We start from the raw sequence: 24,697 nt of genomic DNA, 5'->3' as shown, positions 1-24,697 counted from the left end.
CACGGAAGTTCCTCCCGCAGAGAGAGCGAGCCCCGCCATGCCCAGAACCGGACGCCTGACCACCGCGACCGCCGTCCTCGCGGCGATATCCGCCCTCGCCACGGCCTGTACGGGCCAGGGCGCGGACACCGCCTCCGACGATCCGAAGGCGGACGTCACCCTCAACTTCTGGCACGGCTGGTCCGCGCCGAGCGAGGCCAAGGCCATCGAGGAGAACATCGCCCGGTTCGAGAAGGCGCACCCGAACATCAAGGTCCAGGTCACCGGCAACATGACCGACGACAAGATCAACCAGGCGCTGCGGGCGGGCGGGGACAAGGCCCCCGACGTGGTCTCCTCCTTCACCACCGACAGCGTGGGCAAGTTCTGCAACTCCCGTGCCTTCGCCGACCTGAACCCCTTCCTCGCGAAGTCCGGGGTGGACAAGACGAAGGTCTTCCCCAAGACCCTGCTCGCGTACACGGAGTTCGACGGCAACCAGTGCACGCTGCCGCTGCTGCACGACGCGTACGGCCTCGTCTACAACAAGACCGCCTTCGCGGCCGCCGGCATCACCGAACCCCCGAAGACCTGGAGCCAGTTCACCGAGGTCGCGCAGAAGCTCACCAAGGCGGATGCGTCGGGCCACTCGTACGAGCAGGTCGGCCTGATGCCCACCTTCCACGGCTACGAGACCAAGCCGACGCGGCTCGCGGCGCAGTGGGGCGCCACGTACTTCGGCGCCGACGGCAGGTCCAACCTGGCCGGGGACCCGGCCTTCGCCAAGATGCTGAGCGCGCAGAAGGACCTGGTGGACAAGCTCGGCGGCTACGAGAAGCTGGAGCGGTTCCGCAACACCTTCGGTGACGAGTGGAGCGCCGAACACCCCTTCCACACCGGCCAGGTGGCCATGCAGATCGACGGCGAGTGGCGTGCCTCCATGGCCAAGGAGGCCGGGGTCCCCTTCGAGATCGGCACCGCCCCGCTGCCCGTCCCCGACGAGCAGGCCGCCGACTACGGCAAGGGCTACCTCGCCGGCACGATCATGGGCATCGCCGCGGGCGGCAAGAAGCAGAACGCCGCCTGGGAACTGGTCAAGTACATGACCACCGACACCGAAGCGGTGGTGGCCTTCGCCAACGCCATCCACAACATCCCGTCCACGTTCGCCGCGCTGGAGTCCCCGGACCTGCAGGTGACCCCGGAGTTCAAGACCTTCCTCGACATCGCCCGGCACCCGAAGTCCAGCACCACCCCGGCCAAGGCCGACGGCGGCACCTACCAGCTGACCTTCGAGGACTTCGCGTACGGGGTCGAGAAAGGCGATGTCACCGACATCCCGGCCGGTCTCGCCAGGACCGACCGGCAGATCGACACGGACATCGCGAAGGCGAAGTAGCCCGATGACCGGCGCCCACCCCCTGCGGTCGAAGCGGCGGCGCTCCGCCCTGCGGACCGCGGCCTTCCTCTCCCCCTGGCTGATCGGCTTCGCGGTCTTCTTCGTCTACCCGCTGCTGTCCACGCTGTACTTCTCCTTCACCCGCTACGACGGCTTCCGGCAGCCGGCCTTCAACGGCCTGGACAACTGGAGCTACGTCTTCACGGACTATCCGCTCTTCTGGCCAGCGATGCGCAACACGCTGTGGCTGGTCCTGGTGATGGTGACCTGCCGGGTCGCCTTCGGACTCGGCATCGGCCTGCTCATCACGAAGATCAAGACGGGGACCGGAATCTTCCGGACCCTGTTCTACCTGCCGTACCTGGCCCCGCCGGTCGCCGCGACCCTGGCCTTCGTCTTCCTGCTCAACCCCGGCACCGGACCCGTCAACACCCTGCTGGACGCGGTGGGGCTGCCCACGCCCGGCTGGTTCACCGACGCCGACTGGTCCAAGCCGGCCCTGACCGCGCTCGCCCTGTGGGGGGTGGGCGACCTGATGGTCATCTTCATGGCCGCACTGCTCGACGTACCCAAGGAGCAGTACGAGGCCGCGGAGCTGGACGGGGCCGGCGCCTGGGCGCGGTTCCGGCACATCACCCTGCCCAACATCTCCCCGATCATCATGTTCGCCGTGGTCACCGGCGTCATCCAGGCCATGCAGTACTACGCCCAGCCGCTGGTGGCGGGGAAGGTCGCGGCCGGGGTGATCGGCGGCTCCGGCCAGCAGTTCGAGCCGGGCTATCCCGACAAGTCCACCCTGACGCTGCCCCAGCTCGTCTACAACCTCGGCTTCCAGCGCTTCGACTACGGCACCGCGTGCGTCGTCGCGCTCGTCCTGTTCGCCCTCTCCATGGCCTTCACCGCGCTCCTGATGCGGCGCCGTGGCGGTCTGATCGGAGCTGGTGAATGAGCGGCGCGCGCACCGGCCGGAAATCCTCCCGCGCGGTCCTGCACTGGGTCGGGGTGCACTCGCTCGGCGTGGCCGCCGCCCTCTTCTTCGTCCTCCCCTTCGTCTTCCTCCTGCTCACCTCCCTGATGGGCGACCGGCAGGCGCTCACCCGCGACCTGTGGCCCGACACCTGGGAATGGGGCAACTACGCGAAGGTGTGGCACACCCCGGGCTTCCTGACCTGGTGGCGCAACACGCTCCTGTACGCCGGACTCGGCACCCTGTTGACCGTGGTCTCCTCCGTGCCCGTCGCGTACGCGCTCGCCAAGTTCCGCTTCCGCGGGCGGCGGCTCGCACTGCTCCTCGTGATCGCCATGATGATGCTGCCGCCGCAGGTGGTGGTCATCCCGATGTACCTCTTCTGGGCGAAGCAGCTCGACCTGTCGGGCACCCTGTGGCCGCTGATCGTCCCGATGGCCTTCGGTGACGCCTTCTCCATCTTCCTGCTCCGCCAGTTCCTGCTGACCATCCCCGACGAGTACCTGGACGCGGCCCGCGTCGACGGCTGCGGCGAAGTGCGCACCCTGCTGCGCGTGGTGCTGCCGATGGCCAAGCCCGGGATCGCCGCCGTCGCGCTCTTCCAGTTCTTCTGCGCCTGGAACGACTACTTCGGCCCGCAGATCTACGCCTCCGACAATCCCGCCGCCTGGACCCTCAGTTACGGACTGGAGTCCTTCAAGGGGGCGCACCACACCAACTGGAACCTGACCATGGCCGCGACCGTGCTGGTCATGGCCCCGGTGATCGTCCTCTTCTTCTTCGCCCAGAAGGCGTTCGTCGAGGGAGTCACCCTGACCGGCGTGAAAGGCTGACGACGATGAAACTCGCAGTGGTGGGCGGCGGTTCCACCTACACCCCCGAACTGATCGACGGGTTCGCACGGCTGCGCGACACCCTGCCCGTCGGCGAGCTGGTACTGATCGACCCGGCCGCCGAACGGCTGGAGCTGATCGGCGGCCTGGCCCGGCGGATCTTCGCCCGGCAGGGACATCCGGGCCGGGTGACCACCACCGCCGACCTCGACGCGGGAGTCGAAGGCGCCGACGCGGTCCTGTTCCAGCTGCGCGTCGGCGGCCAGGCCGCCCGGCTGCAGGACGAGACCTGGCCGCTGGAGTGCGGCTGCGTCGGCCAGGAGACCACGGGCGCGGGCGGGCTCGCCAAGGCGCTGCGTACGGTCCCGGTGGTCCTCGACATCGCCGAGCGGGTCCGGCGGGCCGCCCCGGACGCGTGGATCATCGACTTCACCAACCCGGTCGGCATCGTCACCCGGGCCCTGCTCCGGGCCGGGCACAAGGCCGTGGGGCTGTGCAACGTGGCCATCGGCCTCCAGCGGAAGTTCGCGGCCCTGCTGGACCTGGCGCCGGCCGGGATCCACCTGGACCACGTGGGCCTCAACCACCTCACCTGGGAGCTGGCCGTGCGCCGGGGCGGCCCGGACGGCGAGGACCTCCTGCCGGGTCTGCTCGCCGCGCACGGCGACGCCGTCGCCGGGGACCTGCGGCTGCCGCGGGCGGTGCTGGACCGGCTCGGCGTCGTGCCCTCGTACTACCTGCGCTACTTCTACGCCCACGACGAGGTCGTACGGGAGCTGGGCACCAAGCCCTCGCGGGCCGCCGAGGTCGCCGCGATGGAGCGGGAACTGCTCGCCCTGTACGGCGATCCCGCGCTCGACGAGAAGCCGGCGCTGCTGGCGAAGCGGGGCGGTGCCTTCTACTCCGAGGCGGCCGTGGACCTGGCCGCCTCCCTGCTGGGCGACGGCGGCCCGGCCGTGCAGGTGGTCAACACGTACAACAACGGCACGCTGCCCTTCCTGCCGGACGACGCGGTGATCGAGGTGCAGGCGCGCGTCGACGGATCCGGCGCCGTCCCCCTGGCGGTGCCCCGGCTGGACCCGCTGTTCTCCGGGCTGATCTCGCACGTGAGCGCGTACGAGGACCTCGCCCTGGACGCGGCGCTGCGCGGCGGGCGCGAGCGGGTCTTCAAGGCACTGCTCGCACACCCGCTGGTCGGCCAGTACGACCTGGCCGAGGGACTGACCGACCGGCTCCTCGCGCACAACAAGGAGCACCTGCCATGGGCGTGACCCCCTGTTCCGTCCTCGCGATCGACGCGGGCAACAGCAAGACGGACGTGGCGCTCCTCGGTCCGGACGGCTCGGTCCTGGCCTCCGGGCAGGCCGGGGGGTTCCAGCCGTCCCGGGCGGGGGTGGCCGCGGCCGTCGACGTGATCGCCGAGGCGATGGCCTCCGTCGGGCTGGACCACCGGGACGGGCGCGGCCGCGGTCCCTGGGCCGAGCACGTGTCGGCCTGCCTGGCCAACGCGGACTTCCCGGTCGAGGAACGGAAGCTGGCGCGCGAGATCGAGCGCCGCAACTGGGGGCGCGAGACGGAGGTGCACAACGACACCTTCGCCCTGCTGCGCGCCGGCCTGCCCGTGGGCGCAGAGCCCTGCGGCGTCGCCGTGGTGTGCGGAGCCGGGATCAACTGCGTCGGGATGACCCCGGACGGGCGGACCGCGCGCTTCCCCGCGATCGGGCGGATCTCCGGCGACTGGGGCGGCGGGGGCGGACTGGCCGACGAGGCGATGTGGTTCGCGGCCCGGGCCGAGGACGGGCGGGGCGGGCCGACCGAACTGGCCCGGGCGCTTCCCGCGCACCTGGGCCTCGACTCGATGGCCTCGCTGATCGAGGCGATGCACCTGGGCCGGATCCCGGCCGGGCGGCGGCTCGACCTGGCCCCGGTGCTGTTCGCGGTGGCGGCCGCCGGGGACCCGGTGGCGCTGTCGCTGGTGCACCGGCAGGCGGACGAGGTGGTGGCCATGGCATCGGTGGCGCTGGGTCGCCTGGGTCTGCTGGAGCAGGAGGTACCGGTGGTGCTGGGCGGCAGTGTGCTGGCGGCCGGACACCCGCAGCTCAACGACCGGATCGCGGCGGGCCTCGCCGAACGGGCCCCGCGCGCCCGGATCTCCGTGATCACGGCGCCGCCGGTGCTGGGTGCCGGGCTGCTGGGCCTGGACGCGCTCGGCTCCCCGCCCGGGGCATATGAAAAACTCCGTGCCCATTTCGGGTGAACCCGCCCCGGAAGTCCTCAGGTCTGGAACCGTGGCGCCCGTAGGGACGTATTGACGGTGAAGGGGCGACGAAGGGGGCCCTCAGGGACGGATCGCCCTGGATCCAGCACCGGGTGCTGTGGTCGACCGGCACTACGGCCATACTGCTGCGCAGGGGGTACCTCCCAGCGTCGGCTGGAGGACGACAGGACCGAGGGGGAGGTCACGGTGGCGATCACATCACGCGCGCCCGCACCCGGGGGCGGTGTCACCGTGCCGTCCGCCGGGCCGTCGGCGCCGGCGCCCGACGGGCCGCCCGGGCGCACCGCCTGGGCCGAGGGCGTGGAGCGGCTGCGCGAAGCGGCCACCACCGAGCCGGGCCGGCTGCGGATCATCGGCGCGGTACTGGCCGCCCTCATCATGCTGTTCGGCGCGGTGAGCGTGTGGGAGATCTCGGACCGGGCCGCGGCCGCGGACGACGTGGTGGGCCGCAGCCAGCCGCTGAGCGCGGACGCGGCGAGCATCTACCGTTCCCTGGCGGACGCCGACACGACCTCCTCCAGCGGGTTCCTCCTGGGGGCCCAGGAACCGCGCGAGGTCCGACAGCGGTACGAGAAGGACATCGCCAACGCCTCCAAGCTGCTGGTGAGCGCGGCCGCCAACACCGGCGGCAACGAGGACTCCCGCCGGCAGATCACCGTGCTGAGCGAGCAGCTCCCGCGCTACACCGGTCTGATCGAGCAGGCCCGGGCCACCAACCGGCAGGGCCTGCCGCTGGGCGGCGCCTACCTCCGTTACGCCAACGAGCAGATGACCACCCAGCTGCTGCCCGCCGCGCAGCGGCTGTACGAGTCGGAGACCAAGCGGCTCTACACGGACGACGACGACGCCCGGTCCTGGCCGCTGGCCTCGATCGGCCTGGGACTGCTCGCCGTCGCCGCCCTGGTCTGGGCGCAGCGGCGCAACTACCGGCACACGAACCGGGTGCTCAACCACGGGCTGGTGGCCGCGACGGCCGCGTCGGTGGTGGTCCTGCTGTGGCTGGCCGTGGGGCACACGGTGGCGCGGGCCTCGCTGAGCGAGGCCCGGACCGACGGGCAGGAGTCGATGAAGGTGCTCAACGACGCGCGGATCGCCTCCCTGCAGGCGCGGGCCGGTGAGAACCTGACCCTGATCGCGCGGGGCGCCGTACTCGCCGAGGACAAGAAGTCCGACAAGTACGACGTGGACTTCACGAACAACATGAAGCAGCTGGACGCCGGGCTGGCGACCGCGCTGCGGCTCGCCGACGACGACGCCGGCCGGGACCCCGTCGGCCGGGCCGCGGACGGTGTGAAGCAGTGGAAGCAGCGGCACGCGGCGGCCCGGGAGGCGGACCTGAAGGGCGACTACGAGGCCGCGCTGCCCCAGGTCGTCGGGGACGAGCAGCACAAGGAGAGCAGCGGCGCCGCCTTCGACACGGTGGACGCCTCCCTGGAACAGGCCGTCGCCCACGAGCAGCAGGAGTTCACCCGGTCCGCCCAGGACGGGCTCGGCGCGCTGGGAGGTCTGGTGACGGGCGCCGCGGCGCTGGTGGTCCTCGGCGCGGTGGCGACCCTGCTCGGCATCGGGCGCAGGCTTTCGGAGTACAGGTGAGCGCGATGCGGATACGAGCGAGGCGGGCCGCCGAAGGTCACGAGAACCCCGAGGGCCGGGAGCGCCGGACGGGACGGGCCGCGACGGCGGGCACGGCGTCCGGCGTCCGCCGCGCCGCGCGCCGGCTGCGCGGCTGGGGCGGGGTGAGCGCGATGGCCGTCGCCTGCGCGACGACCGCCGCCGCCGTCCTGCTGCCGCTGGCCCACGCGACGCCCGACACCGGGCGTCCCCCGGTGCGCCGGCCCGCTTCGATGGCGGCGGCCCCGGCCGCGCCCTGGGCCCTCACCGACACCTGCCAGGATCCCGAGGCCAGCCTGCGCCCCTCCGACGTGGACGGGGCGACCATCGCGCGGATCAAGGCCGCGGGCAAGCTCGTCGCGGGCGTGGACCAGAACAGCTTCCGCTGGGGCTACCGCAACCAGACCGCCGACGGCAGCCACCTCGACGGCTTCGACATCGACCTGGTCAAGGCCATCGCCAAGGACATCCTGGGCGACGAGAACGCGGTCATCTACCGGGCCATCCCCACCAGCCAGCGCATCCCCGCGCTCCAGGAGGGGCGCGTCGACATCGTCGTGCGGACCATGACCATCAACTGCAAGCGGCTGGAGGACGTCGCCTTCTCGACGGCCTACTTCGAGGCCGGACAGCAGGTGCTGGTGCCCAAGAGCTCGCCGATCACCGGGTACGACACCTCGCTGAAGGGCCGGCGGATCTGCATCGCGGCCGGCTCCACGGCCGAGGCGGCCCTGAAGGCCCAGTCGTACGGCTCGGAGCCCGTCACCGTCGCCAACCAGCTCGACTGCCTCGTCCGGCTCCAGCTGGGCGAGGTCGACGGCATCATCACGGACAACGCCCTCGCGGCCGGCCAGGCCGCCCAGGACCCCTCGGTGCGGCTGGTGGGCTCGCCCTTCACCCGCGAGTTCTACGGGGTGGCGATGAACAAGGACGCCTCCGACCTGGTCCGCCGGGTCAACAAGGTGCTGGAGAACTACCGCGCGGGCGGCGGTGAGAGCCCGTGGATGAAGGCGTACCTCAAGCACCTGCAGCCCGTGTTGCCCGGCGTGACCGCGCCCCCCGCGCCCAAGTACCGGGACGGCTGAGGCCGGTGACGGTTTCGGACACGGGACCGGGTGCGGAGCGGGGCACGGAGGCGGACACGGAGGCGGCGGCGCAAGAGGAGGCACAGTCGGTGGAGGCGGGGTCGGCAGTGATGGACCGGGACGGCGTCGACCGCGCCCTGTCCCGGCTGGGCGCGGAGCACGAGGCCGTCGAGACCTCACTGCTCGCCCTCCAGGACCACGCCGGGCGCCGGCTGCTGGAGGGCGCCGCGCTGACCGGGACCACCAAGGAGCGGTGGACGGCCGCCGATGCGGACATCACCCGGCTGTGGACGTACTTCGACGCCTACAGCGGGGCGCTGACCGCCGCCCGGGAGGTGAGGGAGCGGCGCCGCTGGCCGAACCGCGAGGACCTCGTCGAGCTGACCGAGCGGCTGCGCGGACCGGGGGTGCTGATCGCCGGGGCCGCGGCCGAGGGCGTCGCGCTGGCCGAGCGGCTCTCGCTGGCCGAGCTGGTGACCCGGATGAACGCCCTGTACGCGCGCTCGCTGGACGTGGTGGTCGCCGCCGACGCCGTGTGGTCGGCGCTGCCCGCACGGATCGACCTGCTCTCCGCCGAGCTGCACCGCACGCGGTCGCTGGCCCACTCGGTGGGCGTGCGGCCGGGCGAGCACCCCTCCGGCGACGACCTGGAGGACATCACCGCCGAACTGACGGAGCTGCGTGTCCAGGTGATCGCGGACCCACTGGCCTTCTGGCTCCCGGCGACGGGCAGCTCGGCTCCCGGCGGCGGCCGTCCGGACACCGGGCGCTACGACCGGGCCGCGCTCGCGCTGGAGGACGTACGCCGCGAGGTCGAGGCGGTGCTGGACGTACGGCAGGACGCCGAGCAGCGGCTGATCGCCCTGCGGGACGTGCTCTCGCGGGCCGACCGGACCCTGGCGGAGGCGCGGACCGCGCGCGGCGAGGTGCTGGCGAAGATCGCCGCGTCCGAGGTGCCCGCGGTGAGCGGCCCGCCCACGGTGCTCCAGGAGCAGCTCGCGGCGGCGGCCGAACACCGGCGCCAGGCCCGCTGGCACCGGCTCTCGCCCCTGCTGGAATCGCTGGAGGAGCGCGCCGAGGAGGAACTGCGGCGGGCCCGTGAATCGTTGACCGCCGTGACGGCGCCGCTGGCGGTACGGGCCGAGCTGCGCGGGCGGCTCGACGCCTACAAGGCGAAGGTGGCCCGCCACGGATTGGCGGAGGACCCGTTGCTGATCGAGCGGTACGACACCGCCCGGCGGATGCTGTGGAGCGCGCCCTGCGACCTGCGGGCCGCCGAGCAGGCCGTCCTGCGCTACCAGCACGCGACGGCGGAGTCGCTGCTGGCGCCCCAGGGCCGGCCCGGGCAACCGCGACACGAGGAACAGCGGCCCGGCGGGCCGGGGGAGGAGGACGCATGAGCCTGATCGGAACCGCGTGCGTTCGCCCCGGCTGCCCGGGGGCGTACGAGGACATGGGCGGCGGCGAGGTCTACTGCGACACCTGCGGGCTGGCGCCGATCGGCTCCGTCGCGGCGGGCGCGGACGAGCTGGTGTCGCCGCCGACCGGCATGACGAGCGCGGCCCGCGGCTCCCTGGGCTCCGGCGGGTCCCGCGGGTCGATGGGCTCGCAGGGCTCCCACGGCTCGGCGCGGTCCTCGGCCTCGGCCCGGTCCTCGCGGTCCTCCTCCTCGCGCCGCTCGGTGTCCGGGCGGCTCTCGCGCTCGGTGTCGGGGACGACATCCACGCGTTCGGTGTCGGTGCGGAGTTCGGGCTCGGCGGCCTCGGGCCGCAGCCGGCTGGGCGCCGGCCTGGTCAACGTGCCGGAGGTGCCGCGTCCGAATCCCTCGACCGCCGTCCTGGAGAACCCGGAGGTGCCGGAGCGCAAGCGGTTCTGCTCGCGCTCGGACTGCGGGGCTCCGGTGGGCCGCTCCCGGGGCGACCGGCCGGGCCGGACGGAAGGGTTCTGCACCAAGTGCGGGCACCCGTACTCCTTCGTGCCCAAGCTGCGCTCGGGTGACGTGGTGCGCGGCCAGTACGAGGTGGCGGGCTGCCTGGCGCACGGCGGTCTCGGCTGGGTGTACCTGGCGGTGGACCGGGCCGTCGCGGACCGGTGGGTGGTCCTCAAGGGCCTGCTGGACACCGGGGACCAGGACGCGATGGAGGCCGCGATCTCCGAGCGGCGCTTCCTCGCGGAGATCGAGCACTCCAACATCGTGCGGATCTACAACTTCGTGGAGCACCTGGACCAGCGGACCGGTTCGCTGGACGGGTACATCGTCATGGAGTACGTCGGCGGCAAGTCGCTGAAGGAGATCGCGAACGAGCGGCGCCGGCCGGACGGGCGGCGCGACCCGCTGCCGGTGGAGCAGGCGTGCGCCTACGGCATCGAGGCGCTGGAGGCGCTCGGCCATCTGCACAGCCGGAACCTCCTGTACTGCGACTTCAAGGTCGACAACGCGATCCAGCAGCAGGACCAGCTGAAGCTGATCGACATGGGCGCGGTCCGGCGGATGGACGACGCCGAGTCGGCCATCTACGGCACGGTGGGCTACCAGGCCCCCGAGGTCGCGGAGCTGGGCCCCTCGGTCGCCTCCGACCTCTACACGGTGGCGCGCACCCTGGCCGTGCTGACCTTCGACTTCCAGGGCTACACCAACGTGTTCGTGGATTCGCTGCCGGATCCGGAGCACATCGAGGTGTTCCGGCGGTACGAGTCCTTCTACCGGCTGCTGGTCCGGGCCACCGACCCGGACCCGGGGCGGCGGTTCGCGTCCGCGCAGGAGATGGCGGACCAGCTGACGGGCGTGCTGCGGGAGGTGGTCGCCCTGCAGACGGGCCGGCCGCGGCCGCAGCTGTCGACCCTCTTCGGCCCGGAGCTGCGGGTTCCGGACACCCAGCTGTTCGCCGACGCGGCCGACGCCGTCGTCTCCCGGCTGGGCTGCCGGCCGATCGCCTCCCGGCCGTCCGTCTCCCGGCGGGGCGGCGGGCTGTTCGGAGCCCGCGGCCGCGGCGGGGTACCGGCCGGGGTCCCCGCGCCCGGTGGCGCGCACGCGCCCGGGGCGTCGGGCGGCCCGGCGCCGTCCGGCCCGGCCGCTCCGGCTCCGGGACCGGCGGGCGCATCCGGCCCCTGGGCGCACCAGCACGTCGGCGGCACGCCGCCGGGCGGAACGCCCGCCCCCGGGGCGCCCGGTGGCGCGGCGACGGCCCGGCCCGGGAATCCGGCCGGGGGCGCGCCGCTGCCCGCGCTCGGGAGCACGAGCACGCACATGACGGGGGCGCCGGTGCCGGGACCGCGGCAGGCGCCCACGGCCCCGGCGACGGCGCCGGCTCCGGTCCCGGGTGCGGGGCCGGTACCGGCCCCCGTGTCCCCGCCGCCCGCCGCTGGAGCGACCACGCTGGACGCGCGCGACACCGCGCTGGCCCTGCCCGTACCGCTGGTGGACCCCGCCGACCCGAACGCCGGTTTCCTGACCGGTCTGCTGGCCTCCGCGCCGGGCGACCTGCTGGGCGCCCTGAGCGCGGCGCCCGCCGAGTCGGCCGAACTGCGGCTGCGGGAGCTGCGGGCCCGCCTGGAGCTGGGCGAACTGCCCGAGGCCGGACGCGCCCTGGCGGAGCTGGAGGCCCGGCATCCGGACGACTGGCGGGTGGTGTGGGCCCGTGGCATCGCCTCGCTGGCCACCGGTGACGACGAGATAGCGGCCCTGTCCTTCGACGCGATCTACGACGCCTTCCCGGGCGAGCCCGCGCCGAAGCTGGCCCTCGGGCTGTGCGCGGAGGTGCTGGGCCAGCTGGACAACGCCGCCGAGTACTACCGCCTCGTGTGGATCACCGACCCCGGCTTCGTGAGCGCGGCCTTCGGTCTGGCCCGCGTCCAACTGGCCGCCGGGGACCGGGACGGAGCCGTGCGCACGCTGGAATCCGTACCGGAGTCGTCGATCCACTACACCGCCGCGCGGGTGGCGGCCGTACGCGCACGTCTGCGCGACCGGTCCCCGCAGGAGCCGCTGCTGGCCGACCTGGCGGCCGCAGCGGACCAGGTGGAGGCCCTGCGGCGGTTCGGACTGGACCCGGAGCGGCAGGAGCGGCTCGCGACGGAGGTTCTGGGCGCGGCCCTGGACTGGGTACTGTCGGGTAGCCGGGGTTCCGACCCCGGCCGGACCTCGCTGCTCGGCAGTCAACTGGACGAGCGGGGCCTGCGCTTCGGACTGGAGCGCTCGTACCGCGTCCTCGCACGGCTGGCGCGGCGTGGCGAGGAGAGGATCGAACTGGTGGAGCGGGCAAACCGTTTCCGTCCCCGGACGTGGGTGTGAGTGATGTCGATGCATCGGCTGTCGGGCTGCCCCAGCTGCGCGGAACCCCTGGAGGAGGGTGACCGTTTCTGCGGCGTCTGCGGCTACGCCGTGAGCGCTCCTCCCCCGGCCGCCGTGGACCACCCGACCATCCCCATCCCACCGGCGCCGCCCGCACCGCCGGTGCCGCCGGCCCGGCCCGCCGCCGCGTCCGCCGCGCCGGCGGGCGGTTACGCGAGCCCGGCCCCCGGTGTCCCGCACGCGGCCGCCGAGCCCGCCCCGGGCTGGGGCAGCGCCGCCTCGGCCGCGCCGACGCTGGTGGACGACCCGGCCGCCTGGGCCGCCGGCCCGGCGGAGACGGAGCCCGAACCGGAGCCGCGGCAGGGCCCGGCCGGAGCCACGTACGCCGCCTCCGGCCACGGCAACCCGTACGGCACCGGCACCCCGCCGGAGGGCACCCCGTGGGGAGCGGCGGAGCACCCGTACGGCGCCGCCGCGGACGCCCCGCGGGCCCGGTACGACCTGCCCGGCGACGCCACCGCGCCCGGCGGGAGCGGGCACCCCGCCGGCGAGAACCCGTACGGCCCCGAGTCCGACCGGGAACCGGCGTACGGCGCCCCGCAGCCCCAGCCCGCGGCCCCGGAGGGCGGGAAGACCTGCGTCGCCTGCCGCGCCGGGCGCGTCGACACCGACGGGTACTGCGAGCACTGCGGGCACGCGCAGCCCCGCGAGCGCGACCACATCGAGGAGGAGCTCGGGAGCGTCGCCGCCGTCACCGACCGGGGCCTGCGCCACCACCGCAACGAGGACTCGTTCGCCGTGTCCGCCACCGCCCTGCCCGACGGCTCCGCCGCCACCGTGGCCATCGTCTGCGACGGCGTCTCCTCCGCCAGCCGCCCCGACGAGGCGTCGGCCGCCGCGGCCGTCGCCGCGAACGAGACGCTGCTCGAGGCGCTCCCGCGCGGCGCCCACCCCCAGGAGGCCATGCACGAGGCGATCCTGGCCGCCGCCGAAGCGGTGAACGCCCTGGCCCCGGAGACCCCCGGCGCGCAGAACGCCCCCGCCTGCACCCTGGTCGGCGCCGTCGTCGGCGGCGGCCTGCTGACCATCGGCTGGGTGGGCGACAGCCGCGCCTACTGGATCCCCGACGACCGCGCCGCCCTGCCGCGCCGCCTGACCGAGGACGACTCCTGGGCCGCCCAGATGGTCGCCGCCGGTCTGATGGGCGAGGCCGAGGCCTACGCGGACGTCCGCGCGCACGCCATCACCGGCTGGCTGGGGGCCGACGCGTACGACCTCGAACCGCACACCGCGACCTTCAAACCCGACCACCCCGGGGTGGTGGTGGTCTGCACCGACGGACTGTGGAACTACGCGGAATCCGCGCGGGAGATGGCCCAGGTGGTACCGGCCGACGCCGCGACCCGCCCCCTGCACAGCGCCCAGGTACTGGTGGGGTACGCACTCGACGGCGGCGGCCACGACAACGTCACCGTGGCCGTCGTGCCGTTCGCCACGCACCCCGAGCAGGAACCGGGACCGGATGCGGAGCCGGGCCCGGCGGCACGACCGGAATAGGAAGTGGAAGCGCGCCCGCAGGTCTGACCCGCCTGCCCGAGCCCCCTAGGAGTCCAATCGATGGCGAATTTCGCCAAGCCGAGTGCCCCGCGCTTCAGCGTGGAGGTGTACCAGAACGAGTTCCTCCCCGAGGGCGGACGGGACGTCCACGCCATCGTCACGGTCACCGCCACCGGCGGTGCCGCCGCCACCCGCGCGCCGGTCGCCGACGGCACGGCGGCCGTGGTGCTGATGGTCGACTGCTCGGGATCCATGGAGTACCCGCCGGAGAAGATGCGCGGTGCCCGTGAGGCCACGGCGGCCGCCGTCGACACCCTGCGCGACGGCACCGCCTTCGCCGTGATCGCCGGTACGCACGTGGCCAAGGAGGTCTACCCCGGCCAGGGGCGCCTCGCGGTCGCGGACGCGACCACCCGCGCCCAGGCCAAGGAGGCCCTGCGCGGGCTGAGCTCCGGCGGCGGCACCGCGATCGGCACCTGGCTGCGCCTCGCCGACGGCCTGCTGCGCGGCTCGACCGCCGCCATCCGGCACGGCGTCCTGCTCACCGACGGCCGCAACGAGCACGAGGAGCCGGCCGTGCTCCGCGCCACCCTCGACGCCTGCGCGGGCCGCTTCACCTGCGACGCGCGCGGGGTGGGCACCGACTGGGACGTCAAGGAGGTCACCGGGATCGCGAACGCGCTGCTCGGCTCCGCCGACATCGTGGCCGACCCGGCCCACCTCGCCGAGGACTTCACGCGCATGATGGAGAACGTCATGGGCAAGGAGGTCGCGGACGTCGCGCTGCGCCTGTGGACCCCGGTCGGCGTGGAGATCCAGTACGTCAAGCAGGTGGCCCCCGTCCTCCAGGACCTCACCGACCGCCGCACCGAGGCGGGTCCCCGGGCCGGCGACTACCCGACCGGGTCGTGGGGCGACGAGTCCCGCGAGTACCACGTGTGCGTCCGCGTCCCGACGGCCACCGTGGGCCAGGAGATGCTCGCCGCCCGCGCCACGCTGGTCCTGCCCGTTCCGGCGGGCGGGCCGGACGGGAAACCGGCCGTCCTGGCCCAGGGCCTGGTGCGGGCCGTGTGGACGGACGATCTGGCGGCGTCCACCGCCATCAACGCGCAGGTCGCCCACTACACCGGACAGGCGGAGCTGGCGGAGGCTATCCAGCAGGGCCTGGAAGCCCGCAAAATGGGCGATGTGGGGGGTGCCACGGCCAAGCTGGGGCGTGCGGTACAACTGGCGAGTTCCTCAGGAAACGCCGACACGGCACGACTCCTGTCGAAGGTGGTGGATGTGGTGGACGCGGTGGCGGGTACTGTGCGGCTGAAAGCGAAGGTCGCCGATGCCGACGAGATGACTCTTGACACGCGTTCGACGCAGACCGTCCGAGTGAAGAAGACCTGAGACCTGACGTGATGACGCAGGGAGAAGAAGGGGGAAGCGCCGCCATGCCGACCTGCCCGAACGGGCACCAGTCCGCGTCCGACGACTGGTGCGAGGTCTGCGGCCACCGCATGGCTGCCTCGGAGGGACCGCCCCCGGTGCCCTCCTACGGCTACGGCTTCCCCCCGACCGCCGGTGAACCGACCGCCCAGGCCGAGCTCTGCCCGCAGTGCCGGACCCCGCGCGAGGCCATGGCCCCGTTCTGCGAGGAATGCCGCTACAACTTCCTCACCCGTACCCCGACTTCGTACGCGCCTGCGGCCCAGGACCCGGGACCCCAGGCGACGGGCGTCGGTGCCGGCGGGGGTGCCGGCGGTCGCGGTACGCCTCCGCCGCCCGTGCCCGCTCCCGGGAGCTACTCCCAGGACCACTTCGAGTACCAGGGCTCGCGGCCGTCCCGGGTCAACCGGCCGGCCGAGCCGCTGCAGCGCGAGGACGACTGGCTGCTGCCGCCGCCGGCGCACGAGTCGCCGCTGGAGTACCAGCCGGCGCCGCAGCCCCAGTACCAGCAGCAGCCCCCGCCGCAGCAGCAGCGGGAGTACCAGCAGGAGTACCAGCAGCAGGGGCCGCCGCCGCCCCCGCAGCCCCAGTACCAGCAGCAGCCTCCGCCGCAGCACCAGCCCTTCCCGCCCCAGGGCGGTGGCGCCTGGAGCGCGACGATCGCCCCCGACCGCTCGTACTTCATGGCGATGATGCAGCGCAGCGGCCCCGAGGCCGCCGGGCTCAACCTGCCCGCCTACTCCCCGGAGCAGCACCTTCCGCTGTCCGGCGGCCAGATCACCATCGGCCGCCGCCGCGCCTCCACGGGCGAGTCCCCCGACATCGACCTGTCGGTGCCCCCGGAGGACCCGGGCGTCTCCCACCAGCACGCGGTGCTCGTCCAGCAGCCCGACCTCAGCTGGGCGGTGGTGGACCAGAACTCCACCAACGGCACCACCATCAACGGCGGCGAGGAGCCGATCCAGCCCTACGTACCGGTCCCCCTCGTCGACGGCGACCGGGTCCACGTGGGCGCCTGGACGACGATCACGATCCGCCGCGGCTGATTCACCCCTTCCCCAGGGGCCACACGTAGGGCCCCTGGGGATCGTCGAGCCACGACCACTGGCCCTCGGCGCTCACCGAGACCCCGAAGCGTTCCCGGGCCGGGCGGCCCTCGCGACGCCACAGGTCCAGGGCCTCGCGGGGGTGCAGGACGCCCGCGGTCAGCACGAGCATGAACTGGAAGCGCTCGTTCTCCACCAGCTCGTACGGGAGCCCGTACTCCGTGGCGGCCGGGTCGGGCGGCGGGGCGGCCGTGGCCCCGCGCAGCGGGACGAAGTACGCCGAGGTGTGGAGGAAGTTGCCCTCGGCGAAACCGGCGTCCCGGACGGTCAGTGCGATCAGCCCGGTGGACAGCGGCCCCAGGATCCGCGCCCCCGGCCGGCACTGGCCGAGCCAGGTGTACGGGATCAGCGGCAGCGTGCAGGTCACCATGATCCGGTCGAACGGGGCCCGGGCGGGGCAGCCGCGCGCCCCGTCCCCGGTGACCACCGCCGGGTGGTAGCCGAGTTCGGCCAGGTGCGCCCGGGCGGACTCGGTGATCTCCTCGTCCAGGTCCACGGTGGTGACGTGCTCCTCGCCGAGCCGGTGGCAGAGCAGGGCCGCGTTGTAGCCGGTGCCCGCGCCGATCTCCAGGACGTCGTCGCCGTCGCGCACGTCCAGGGCGTCCAGCATCTTCGCCATCAGGGAGGGCTGGCTGCTGGAGGAGACCTGCTGCCCGTCGCGCATCCGGGTCGCCAGCGGGGTGTCGACGTAGACCCCGCGCAGCCAGCGGGCCCGGCGTTCGGGGTCGGGGTCCTGCGCCCAGAGCCGCTCGTGACCGGCGCCGCGACCGGTCCAGAAGTACGGGACGAACACGTGCCGGGGCACGGCCGCGAAGGCCGCCCGCCAGCGTGGGTCCTCCAGCACCCCGGCGGCGGTCAGCTCCCGCACCTGGGCGGCGTGCGCGGTCTCCCGCAGGTCCCGTGTCTCGGTGTGCGCGGTGTGTCCGGCCATGCCTCCACTGTCCTGCGCCGGGCCGCCGGGTGCGAGCGCGAGGGCCGCGGGAGCGGCCCGGAGGCTTTCGCGGGCCCTCGGGGGATGGTCCTAGGACCTCCGTCCTGGACCCGGGCGTCTGAGACGATGGTCGGGTGAACGAGATTCCGCGGGGCACGCTTCAGGAGCAGACCTTCTACGAGCAGGTGGGGGGCGAGGACACCTTCCGCCGCCTCGTGCGGCGCTTCTACGAGGGGGTCGCGCAGGACCCGCTGCTGCGCCCGATGTACCCGGAGGAGGACCTGGGCCCCGCCGAGGAGCGGTTCGCGCTGTTCCTGATGCAGTACTGGGGCGGTCCGACCACCTACAGCCAGCACCGCGGCCACCCGCGCCTGCGGATGCGGCACGCGCCGTTCCAGGTGGACGCGGCCGCCCACGACGCGTGGCTGAGGCACATGCGGGTCGCGCTGGACGAGCTCGGGCTGGCGCCCGAGCACGAGGCGCAGCTGTGGAAGTACCTGACGTACGCCGCCGCGTCGATGATCAACACCGCGGGCTAGAACCGCAGCCGGCCCCGCGGGCCGGCGCGGTACCCGGGGGTCAGACCGGCCGGACCTGGAGGGCGCCCAGGCCGCCGGTGACGCCGGGGCGGCGCATGGCCACGGAACCGTACGGGGTGCGCAGCCGCAGCCAGGTCCCGGCGGCGAGCAGCGCCACGGGGGCGGGGGAGCCGGGCTGAGGTGCGGAGGCGGGCACGACCGCCCGTACCGGACGCAGGAAGCCCAGGGACTGTGCGGCGTGCACGGCGCGCAGCGGGAGCTCGGTGTCGCCCAGCGTGCGGGACCAGATCTCGCGGCCGATGCGGTCGCGCTCGGACCGGGTCCGGTGCTGCACGGGCAGGGCCTCGTCGCGGGCCCGGAACTCGGCGACGGCGGCGGCCACGGCCGCGCCCATCGCCTCGGGGCCGGGCAGCCCCGGCACCTGCTGCCAGCCGCCGCGGGGCGGGAGCACCCCGGCCCAGGGCGGTCCGGTGACCGGCCCGGGCACGGCGGCCCCGGCCGAGGCCTCGTCCACGGACTCCAGCAGCTCCCCGGCGGACACCGTCAGGTCCAGCGGCGTCGCGACGGGAGCGGCGAGCCGCACCGTGCGGATGGCCAGGATGTCGAAGGACGGCGGCCGTCCGAAGACGGCGAGCGCGCCGCCGCCCGCCTGGAGGCGTACGGCGGCGGCGCGGTCGTAGTGCACCAGCCGGCCGAGGAAGGCGGCGAGGTCCGCCGCCTCCCCGGCGTCGGCGAAGCGCAGCTGCTCGTTCATGCCGCGATGGCCTCGGAACGCGGCTCGTCGAGGTACTCCTCCAGGAAGTGCCTCTCCTCGGCCGTGATGCGGCGGGGCCGCCCGGCGGCGAGGTTGTAGGGCACGACCACGGTCTCCGCGCGCACGTAGACCGTCTCGGGCCTGTCCTCGGTCGCCTCGTCCTTGACCTCGTAGCGGATGGTCAGGGACGCGGCGCCTATCCGGGTCACCCAGGACTCGATGAGGACCGGCTCGTGGCGGTGCACGAGGGGCAGTTTGTAGTCGATCTCGTGACGGGCCACGACGGAGCCGCCCGTGAAGGACTCACTGCCCTCCCCCGGCGCGAGGCGGAACATGAAGTCGATCCGCGCCTCCTCCAGGTAGCGGAGGAAGACGACGTTGTTGACGTGCCCGAAGGCATCCATGTCCGCCCAGCGCAGGGGGCACCGGTAGTGGTGTCTGGCCATGACTGCGACCTCAGCCTCGCGTCAGCTTCTTGTAGGTGGCGCGGTGCGGACGGGTCGCATCCGGGCCGAGCCGCTCGATCTTGTTCTTCTCGTAGGACTCGAAGTTGCCCTCGAACCAGAACCACTTCGAGTCACCCTCGTAGGCGAGGATGTGCGTGGCGACCCGGTCCAGGAACCAGCGGTCGTGGGAGACGACCACGGCCGCACCGGGGAACTCCAGCAGCGCGTTCTCCAGCGAACCCAGGGTCTCGACGTCGAGGTCGTTGGTGGGCTCGTCGAGGAGCAGCAGGTTGCCGCCCTGCTTGAGGGTGAGCGCGAGGTTCAGGCGGTTGCGCTCACCACCGGAGAGCACACCGGCCGGCTTCTGCTGATCCGGGCCCTTGAAGCCGAAGGCGCTGACGTACGCGCGGGACGGCATCTCGACGTTGCCGACGTTGATGTAGTCCAGCTCGTCGGACACGACCGCCCAGAGGGTCTTCTTGGGGTCGATGTTGGCGCGGCCCTGGTCGACGTACGAGATCTTGACGGTCTCGCCGACCTTGATCTCGCCGGAGTCCGGCTTCTCCAGGCCCTGGATCATCTTGAAGAGCGTGGTCTTGCCGGCGCCGTTCGGGCCGATGATGCCGACGATGCCGTTGCGCGGCAGCGTGAAGGACAGGTCGTCGATGAGGACCTTGTCACCGAACGCCTTGGAGAGGTTGTTGACCTCGACCACGATCGAACCCAGACGCGGGCCCGGCGGGATCTGGATCTCCTCGAAGTCCAGCTTGCGCATCTTGTCGGCCTCGGCCGCCATCTCCTCGTAACGGGCGAGGCGGGCCTTGGACTTGGCCTGGCGGCCCTTGGCGTTGGAGCGGACCCACTCCAGCTCTTCCTTGAGGCGCTTGGCGCGCTTCTCGTCCTTCTTGCCCTCGACCTTGAGGCGCTCGGCCTTCTTCTCCAGGTAGGTGGAGTAGTTGCCCTCGTAGGGGTGCGCGCGGCCGCGGTCGAGTTCGAGGATCCACTCGGCGACGTTGTCGAGGAAGTAGCGGTCGTGGGTGACGGCCACGACGGCGCCCTTGTACTGGGCCAGGTGCTGCTCCAGCCAGTTCACGGACTCGGCGTCGAGGTGGTTGGTGGGCTCGTCGAGGAGCAGCAGGTCGGGGGCCTCCAGCAGCAGCTTGCAGAGGGCCACGCGGCGCTTCTCACCACCGGAGAGGTTGGTGACGGGCCAGTCGCCGGGCGGGCAGCCCAGGGCGTCCATGGCCTGCTCCAGCTGGGCGTCCAGGTCCCACGCGTTGGCGTGGTCCAGGTCGTCCTGGAGCTTGCCCATCTCCTCCATCAGCTCGTCGGTGTAGTTCGTCGCCATTTCCTCGGCGATCGCGTTGAACCGGTTGAGCTTCTGCTTGATCGGGCCGACGCCGTCCTCGACGTTCTCCAGGACGGTCTTGGACTCGTCGAGCTTCGGCTCCTGCATGAGGATGCCGACGGAGTAGCCGGGCGAGAGGTAGGCGTCGCCGTTCGACGGCTGCTCGATGCCCGCCATGATCTTCAGAACGGTGGACTTACCGGCACCGTTCGGACCGACCACACCGATCTTCGCGCCGGGCAGGAAGTTCAGGAAGACGTCGTCAAGGATGACCTTGTCGCCGTGTGCCTTGCGCGTCTTGCGCATGGTGTAAATGAACTCAGCCAAGAGAAACCGTCCGGCAGATCGATGGTGGGCAGATACACCCCATCTTGCCGTACGTCCATACCCTCGGGCGAATGGGTAGGCCGGGCGCCCCTGACCTGGAAGGTGCCGGGCGGCGGGGTGGGGCGGGCGGGATGGCGGGGAACGCGGGGGCGCGGGCCTCCGCCGGCGGTTTCGGAGGGTGGAGAAGCGGCGGGCCCGCTACGTCACGGCGAACTCCGGAGCCGGTCGGCTCCTGGCCGGCTGAGCCACCGGGCCGGGGGGCCGGGGGGCCGGGGGCGCCCCCGCTCAGCGGGGGCGGTAGACGGTCAGGGCGTCGGGGACTCCTTCGAGGACGAGGGCGGCCGGGGCCTCGGCGTACTCGCCGTCGTACGCGAGCGGGGTGCCCGCCGGGATGTCCGCGATGCGCAGGCTGCGCAGGCGGGTGGCCACGTGGACCGGGGACCGGCTCAGCGGGCCCGTGAAGGCGGCGGCCAGGAGCCGGGGGCCGGGCCGGCCGCCGCCGTGGACCAGCCGCAGGTCGAGGAGGCCCTCGCCGAGGCTGTCGCGGCGGCGGGGGGTGGGACCGGTGCCGTGGTAGGTGCCGTTGCCCGCGAAGAGCAGCCATGCGCTGCGGGGCCGCCCGGCCAGCCGCAGCCGCACGGGCCGCTGGGAACGCAGCACCTTCCAGGCCGCCAGCAGCGCGGCCGGGCCGCCGCCGATGCGCGGGCCCCAGCGCAGCCGGTGGCCCAGGAGCTCCGGATAGGCGCCGATGCTGAAGTTGTTCAGGAAGTAGCCGGTCTCGCCGTCGGGCCCCGGGGAGAAGCGGCCCACGCCGACGCGGACGGCGTGCCCGTCGGCCAGGGCCCGGCAGGTGGCCTCGGTTCCGGGGAGGCCGAGGTCCATCGCGAAGTGGTTGAGCGTGCCGCCGGGGAACACGGCCAGCGGCACCCCGGCCCGCAGCGCGGCGGTGGCGGCCGCGTTGATCGTGCCGTCGCCGCCGCAGACCCCGAGCACGGCGGAGCGCGAGGCCGCCTTCGCGAGGGTGACGGGCAGCTCGGGGCCGTCGCACTCGATCACCTCGGCCTCGGGGAGGCGGCTGCGCAGTACGTCGAGGCCCGCGGCCGCGGCGGTGCCCGACGCGGTGTTGACCACCACGGTGAGCCCGGCCCCGTCGGGCAGCGCGGGGGCGTCGGCGGCCGGAGGCTCGCCGCCGGGCACGATCCGGGCCTCCTGCGCGTCCCGCGCGAGGCGGTGTACGACGAACCCCGCCGCCACCCCCAGTGACGCGCCGACGAGCACGTCGGAGGGGTAGTGCACCCCGGTGTAGACCCGGGAGAACGCCACGGACGCGGCGACCGGGGCCAGTACCGCCCCCCAGCCCGGGGCCGCCAGCGCCACCCCGGTGGCGAAGGCGAAGGCCGATGCCGAGTGCCCGGACGGGAAGGAGGTGGTCTGCGGCTGCGTGGCCAGCTGCCGTGCCAGGGGCACGCCTTCCAGCAGCGGCCGCGGCCGGCGTACGGACCACTTGCCGACGGTGTTGATGGTCGCGGAGGCCAGCGCCAGCGAGGCGACCCCGCGTACGGCGGCCTTGCGGGCACCGGCCGATCCGAAGACCGCGATGGCCGCGGCGGCCCCGCCCCACAGCACCCCGTGGTTCGCGGCCCGGCCGAGCCGCGGCAGCACCCGGTCGGCCCCGGGCCAGTGCCGCCGGGCCACCGCGTCGAACAGCCGACGGTCCCAGCGGCCGAAGGTGCCGGACCACGTCAGTTCTTGATCAGCCATCTTCTGCCCTTACCCCGGCCGGCGGATCCGAATCGGCCCGCGCGGCCACCCGGCCCATCGGGCCCATCCCTGGGGGCGGGTGACCTGGTCGGGCAGGGCGTCCTACGCCCCGTCCTCCTCGTCCAGCGGGCGCTTGCGGAGCAGCAGCACCACCAGGCCGCCCAGCACCACCAGGCCCACCGCCAGGGAGGCGATGACGGGGGTGGCCGCCGAGCTGCCGCTGGTCGCCAGCCGCTCGTCGTCCGGGGAGGTCGTCAGGGCGGCCCCGGACTGCGCGCCCAGCACCTCGGCCGCCGAGCCGGAACCGGTCCCCGTGTCGTCGCCCGGGGCGGCGCCCACCGCCGTCACCGGGGGCTCCGGCCAGACCGCCGTGGCCGTCGCGGCGGCGGTGGACTCGCTGGAGCCGGCCACGATCTGGGCGTGGGCCGGCAGCTCGCCGGTGAAGACCCGGCCGACCGGCACCCTGGTCGCGCCCTGGACGGTGACCGAGGCCGTCCCGTCGGGGGTGCCCGCGGGCACCTCGAAGTACAGCCGGCTCCCGTTGACGGCGGTGGTCAGCGGCTGTCCCTCGGCGTCCACCACCCGCACCCCCATCGCGACGGCCGCCGCGTCCGGGACGACCGACACGCTCCGCGCCCCGGTCCGCACGGTCACCGGGCCGAGCCGGGTGCCCACCGCCCCCGACACGTTGCCCGGGTCCAGCCCGAGCGAGGCCGGCGGCTCCGGGAGCTGCCCGGCGGCCCGCTGCAGGTAGTCGGCCAGCTTCTCGGCCGCCGGGTCCGCGGCCTCGACCTGTGCCCCGTCCGCCAGCCGCCAGATCGCCACCTGGGTCCCGGCGGCCGCGCTCTGCGCGGTGAGGGCCCCGGCCCCGGCCGCCTTGGCGAGGCCGGCCAGGTCGTTGAGCTGCGGGTAGGAGTGCTCCAGGACCCAGCGGATCCGGCCCGCCTCGCTGTTCCCGGCGAGCGGGCTGCCGCTCCAGCCGCTCTCGGTGTACCGGGCCTGGGGCTGGGCGTTGCCGGTCACGCCGACCCCGTACGTCTGGAGCGTCCCACCGCCGTCGACCCGCATCTCGTAGAGCCCGGCCGGGATCTGCCGGACCGAGCCGTCCCCGGACCGCAGGACCGCGTGCCCGAACGTCTTCAGCCCGTCCAGCACGGCGCTCGCGCCCTCGGGGGACCTGGGTGCCACCGGGCCGGAGTCGGCGGCCGCCACCGCCGCGGGGGCGGTGGCGAGGGCCGCGGCCAGCAGGGCCACCGCCAGCGGCCGGCGCGCGGAGCCCCGTACCGAGGCCGGAGGTTCGGTCGAACCCGCATCAGGAGCAGGAGCAGCGGCTGGGGATGGAGCAGGGGCTGGGGCTGGCGCTGGGGATGGAACAGGCACCGGAGCAGCAGCGAGCGCAGGAACAGGCGCAGGCGCAGGCGTGGAGTCGGGAGCGGAGGATGCGGGAACGGCAATCGACACAGTCTTCCCCTTCGGGCCAAAGACCCAAGTGCCCGTGAGTACCGGGGAATCCTATCCGCCTCGAACACTCAGACCACCGCCGCCTTCTGAGTGACCATCAGCGGAGTGTCCGTCCGGACCACGCGCCGGAAGGCTGCGGTCCCCCGGTTCAGGTCGTGCCCGATGGCCGTCGCGTCGATCTCCGCGGAGAACCACCGGTTGCCCTCGCCGTCGGGCGGGTCCTCCCGCACCCTCAGCCGCCCGTGCACCACCAGCGGCTCGCCGACCGACACGGAACCGGCGAGGTTCACGGCGAGCCCCCGTCGCGCCCACACGGTGTAGAAGCTGGTGGTCCCGTCCGTCCAGGCGTCCTTGCGGCGGTCGAAGTACCTCGGCGTCACCGCGAAGCGGAACCGCGCCGCCGGACCGTTCGCCGTCTCCTTGTAGTCGATCTGCGTCGCCACACAGCCCACCAGCGTCACCTGGGTGTCGTACATCCCGGTCGCCCTCCCCCATGGTCGCGGTCCGTACGGTTGCGCACGAACCAGCCGTACGGACCATCCGTACGAGGTACGAACCATGCTGGGGCAGGTCGCCGAGTCCCCGCTCCG

At 73.6% G+C, this 24,697-nt stretch carries 21 protein-coding genes; 13 read left to right on the top strand and 8 right to left on the bottom strand.

Annotation, left to right across the window (positions count from 1 at the left end; genetic code table 11):
- Positions 1-37 precede the first annotated feature (37 nt).
- The 8 genes from Sspor_RS27655 (at position 38) to Sspor_RS27620 (ending at position 9,552) form a co-directional block, all read left to right on the top strand.
- Positions 38-1,378: an extracellular solute-binding protein gene (locus Sspor_RS27655; protein WP_202201534.1), complete on the top strand. Its 1,341-nt coding sequence runs from the start codon at positions 38-40 to the stop codon at positions 1,376-1,378.
- A gap of 4 nt (positions 1,379-1,382) precedes the next feature.
- Positions 1,383-2,327, top strand: a complete 945-nt coding sequence (locus Sspor_RS27650) for a carbohydrate ABC transporter permease (protein WP_109783832.1) — start codon at positions 1,383-1,385, stop codon at positions 2,325-2,327.
- The gene (locus Sspor_RS27645) at positions 2,324-3,178 is read left to right on the top strand and encodes a carbohydrate ABC transporter permease (protein WP_202201533.1); all 855 of its coding nucleotides are present in this window, start codon (positions 2,324-2,326) and stop codon (positions 3,176-3,178) included. Before Sspor_RS27650 ends, Sspor_RS27645 begins: the two co-directional genes overlap by 4 nt.
- Positions 3,179-3,183: 5 nt before the next feature.
- Positions 3,184-4,449 carry a 6-phospho-beta-glucosidase gene (locus tag Sspor_RS27640; protein WP_202201532.1) on the top strand — a complete coding sequence of 422 codons (1,266 nt, stop codon included), beginning with the start codon at positions 3,184-3,186 and terminating at the stop codon, positions 4,447-4,449.
- Entirely contained in the window at positions 4,440-5,435 is a 996-nt protein-coding gene (locus tag Sspor_RS27635) for an N-acetylglucosamine kinase (protein WP_202201531.1), read from the top strand. The genes Sspor_RS27640 and Sspor_RS27635 overlap by 10 nt, the downstream gene beginning before the upstream one ends.
- Before the next feature lie 207 nt (positions 5,436-5,642).
- Complete coding sequence (locus tag Sspor_RS27630) at positions 5,643-7,049, top strand: GlnX family signal transduction membrane protein (RefSeq protein ID WP_373318835.1); 1,407 nt, start codon at positions 5,643-5,645, stop codon at positions 7,047-7,049.
- A gap of 152 nt (positions 7,050-7,201) precedes the next feature.
- A complete protein-coding gene (locus Sspor_RS27625; protein ID WP_237404391.1) occupies positions 7,202-8,152 on the top strand; it encodes a glutamate ABC transporter substrate-binding protein in 951 nt (316 codons plus the stop codon).
- 110 nt (positions 8,153-8,262) lie between these two features.
- Entirely contained in the window at positions 8,263-9,552 is a 1,290-nt protein-coding gene (locus Sspor_RS27620; RefSeq protein WP_237404390.1) for a coiled-coil domain-containing protein, read from the top strand.
- 70 nt (positions 9,553-9,622) lie between these two features.
- On the opposite strand, the gene Sspor_RS41740 is transcribed toward Sspor_RS27620, so the two are convergent.
- A complete protein-coding gene (locus tag Sspor_RS41740; protein ID WP_425587386.1) occupies positions 9,623-9,949 on the bottom strand; it encodes a hypothetical protein in 327 nt (108 codons plus the stop codon).
- A 10-nt stretch (positions 9,950-9,959) separates the two neighbouring features.
- Between Sspor_RS41740 and Sspor_RS27615 the strand changes: the two genes are divergently transcribed.
- From Sspor_RS27615 to Sspor_RS27600, 4 genes are read left to right on the top strand one after another with little or no spacing between them, the layout of a single operon-like run.
- Positions 9,960-12,443 (top strand): serine/threonine-protein kinase, encoded by a 2,484-nt coding sequence (locus tag Sspor_RS27615; RefSeq protein ID WP_425587387.1) that lies wholly within the window; start codon positions 9,960-9,962, stop codon positions 12,441-12,443.
- Between the two features lie 3 nt (positions 12,444-12,446).
- Positions 12,447-14,000 (top strand): PP2C family protein-serine/threonine phosphatase, encoded by a 1,554-nt coding sequence (locus Sspor_RS27610; RefSeq protein ID WP_202201529.1) that lies wholly within the window; start codon positions 12,447-12,449, stop codon positions 13,998-14,000.
- Positions 14,001-14,060: 60 nt separating this feature from the next.
- A complete protein-coding gene (locus Sspor_RS27605) occupies positions 14,061-15,395 on the top strand; it encodes a VWA domain-containing protein (protein ID WP_202201528.1) in 1,335 nt (444 codons plus the stop codon).
- Positions 15,396-15,406: 11 nt separating this feature from the next.
- A complete protein-coding gene (locus Sspor_RS27600) occupies positions 15,407-16,480 on the top strand; it encodes an FHA domain-containing protein (RefSeq protein WP_372499656.1) in 1,074 nt (357 codons plus the stop codon).
- Between the two features lies 1 nt (position 16,481).
- On the opposite strand, the gene Sspor_RS27595 is transcribed toward Sspor_RS27600, so the two are convergent.
- Positions 16,482-17,471, bottom strand: a complete 990-nt coding sequence (locus Sspor_RS27595; RefSeq protein WP_202201527.1) for a methyltransferase domain-containing protein — start codon at positions 17,469-17,471, stop codon at positions 16,482-16,484.
- Positions 17,472-17,605: 134 nt separating this feature from the next.
- On the opposite strand from Sspor_RS27595, the gene Sspor_RS27590 reads away from it, so the two are divergent.
- Positions 17,606-18,010, top strand: a complete 405-nt coding sequence (locus Sspor_RS27590) for a globin (RefSeq protein ID WP_202201526.1) — start codon at positions 17,606-17,608, stop codon at positions 18,008-18,010.
- 40 nt (positions 18,011-18,050) lie between these two features.
- Here Sspor_RS27590 and Sspor_RS27585 read toward each other — a convergent pair whose 3' ends face one another.
- The 6 genes from Sspor_RS27585 to Sspor_RS27560 form a co-directional block, all read right to left on the bottom strand.
- Complete coding sequence (locus Sspor_RS27585; protein ID WP_202201525.1) at positions 18,051-18,764, bottom strand: DUF8010 domain-containing protein; 714 nt, start codon at positions 18,762-18,764, stop codon at positions 18,051-18,053.
- On the bottom strand, positions 18,761-19,210 hold the full coding sequence (locus tag Sspor_RS27580; protein ID WP_030655344.1) for an acyl-CoA thioesterase: 450 nt from the start codon (positions 19,208-19,210) through the stop codon (positions 18,761-18,763). The genes Sspor_RS27585 and Sspor_RS27580 overlap by 4 nt, the downstream gene beginning before the upstream one ends.
- Positions 19,211-19,220: 10 nt before the next feature.
- Complete coding sequence (ettA, locus tag Sspor_RS27575; RefSeq protein WP_202201524.1) at positions 19,221-20,885, bottom strand: energy-dependent translational throttle protein EttA; 1,665 nt, start codon at positions 20,883-20,885, stop codon at positions 19,221-19,223.
- Positions 20,886-21,170: 285 nt separating this feature from the next.
- Entirely contained in the window at positions 21,171-22,646 is a 1,476-nt protein-coding gene (locus Sspor_RS27570; protein WP_202201523.1) for a bifunctional phosphatase PAP2/diacylglycerol kinase family protein, read from the bottom strand.
- Between the two features lie 102 nt (positions 22,647-22,748).
- Positions 22,749-23,900, bottom strand: coding sequence for a thioester domain-containing protein (locus Sspor_RS27565; RefSeq protein ID WP_237404050.1), 1,152 nt, complete (start codon positions 23,898-23,900; stop codon positions 22,749-22,751).
- 275 nt (positions 23,901-24,175) lie between these two features.
- Positions 24,176-24,583, bottom strand: coding sequence for a single-stranded DNA-binding protein (locus tag Sspor_RS27560; RefSeq protein ID WP_202201521.1), 408 nt, complete (start codon positions 24,581-24,583; stop codon positions 24,176-24,178).
- Positions 24,584-24,697 lie beyond the last annotated feature (114 nt).

Origin of the sequence: Streptomyces spororaveus, from assembly GCF_016755875.1 — a bacterium.
Taxonomy (GTDB): Bacteria; Actinomycetota; Actinomycetes; order Streptomycetales; family Streptomycetaceae; genus Streptomyces; species Streptomyces spororaveus.
This window is presented reverse-complemented; position numbering and strand designations above follow the sequence as displayed.